Genomic DNA, 1,301 nt, shown 5'->3' with positions numbered 1-1,301 from the left:
ACTTTTCGATCCGGCGGCCCGCTGGCCTGCACCCACATCCACGATTGGCTGGTCGGATCGCGATCCGGTTCTTTGAGTACCTGGACGCGAGTTTCATCGCAGTGGATGACCGGGCTTTCCAGCAGCCGGTCGCGCATTAAATTCAACAAGGGCTGGAAGTGTTCGCTGCACTGGATCACCCAACGTGCCAGCGTTTGGCGCGGGATATCGATACCGTGTCGACTCAGTACGCTTTCAAAACGATGCAGCGGCAGGCCGTCGACGTACTTGGTGGTCAGCAGCATCGCCAATACGCTGGGGCTGGCCATGCTCTTTTCGATCAACTGCGCCGGTTTGTCAGCGGTGACCGGTGCCGTTTCACAGCCACGGCAACCGTAAACTTTGCGGATGTGTTTGATGACCCGGATCTGCATCGGCACGATATCCAACTGCTCGCTGGTTTCTTCGCTGATCACGTGCTTGCGGCAACCGCAGGCACAAGTCAGTTCGTGTTCGGGCAGGTCGTGAATGACTTCGATGCGCGGCAGTTCTGCCGAGAGAGGCTTGCGTTTGCCGCGCTGCTTGGTCGGGGCAACAACTTCTTCGTCGGCGTCGCCAACTGAAGGCATCGGCTCGCTTTCAGGTTCGTTGAACAGCGCCAGTTGAGGTGTGTTGGGCTCAACACTCTGCTCGGATTTGCGATTGAACAAACGGTCGCGTAGCAGCTTGATCTGTTCTTTCAGATCGACGATATGCGTCTGGTATGCCTCAGCCGTTACCTGCTCACGACTGAGCGCCTCAAGCAGTAGTTGCTTGAGCAGAGCAGGATCATCAGGAAGGTCTTCGGGCATGGAAATCATGCCCGGATTATACCGGGTCAGGCGACGAAGCGCGGCGTCAAAACCTGATGTGGACGATTGCGCCACAGGTCAAAACCGTCCAGCAGCCAATTCAGCTCCTGAACCGTCAACACAATGGCTTCGTCGGGATCGTCTGGTGAAGTTTTAAAACGTTCGGATTCGAGGCGCTTGAGCCAGAGACAGAAGCCGTTGCGCTCCCAATAGAGGATTTTCACCCGGTTACGGTGGCGATTGAGAAAAACAAAAAGTACGGGGTCGAATACGGCGACTTTGATATCCAGTTCCACCAGCGCGGCCAGGCCATCGATAGATTTTCGGAAGTCGACAGGCTTGGGGTAGAGGTACACTTTTTCGACTTTGGCGTCGGGTCGCATCATGGCGTGCTGGCTCCTGAAAGAGATCGGGAGCGCAGCATCCAGAATCAAGTGGCGGCTTTGAATGTGGGATTCGTGGATCGGTTAC

The 1,301-nt window shown here is 56.0% G+C and carries 2 protein-coding genes; both read right to left on the bottom strand.

From position 1 onward, the window contains the following. On the bottom strand, positions 1-839 hold an 839-nt coding region (gene tnpC, locus ACODSJ_RS24680; RefSeq protein ID WP_489104220.1), incomplete at its 3' end, for an IS66 family transposase. A 17-nt stretch (positions 840-856) separates the two neighbouring features. Next, positions 857-1,216, bottom strand: a complete 360-nt coding sequence (gene tnpB, locus ACODSJ_RS24675) for an IS66 family insertion sequence element accessory protein TnpB (protein WP_489104219.1) — start codon at positions 1,214-1,216, stop codon at positions 857-859. Between the last annotated feature and the right edge of the window lie 85 nt (positions 1,217-1,301).

This window comes from Pseudomonas sp. FG6 (genome assembly GCF_057809015.1).
Note: the sequence above shows the minus strand (reverse complement) of the source record. Positions and strands in the feature narration are given on the sequence as shown.

Excerpts from the sequence above, each read along its gene's own strand:
- tnpB (WP_489104219.1), bottom strand. The coding sequence starts at position 1,216 with ATGATGCGACCCGACGCCAAAGTCGAAAAAGTGTACCTCTACCCCAAG.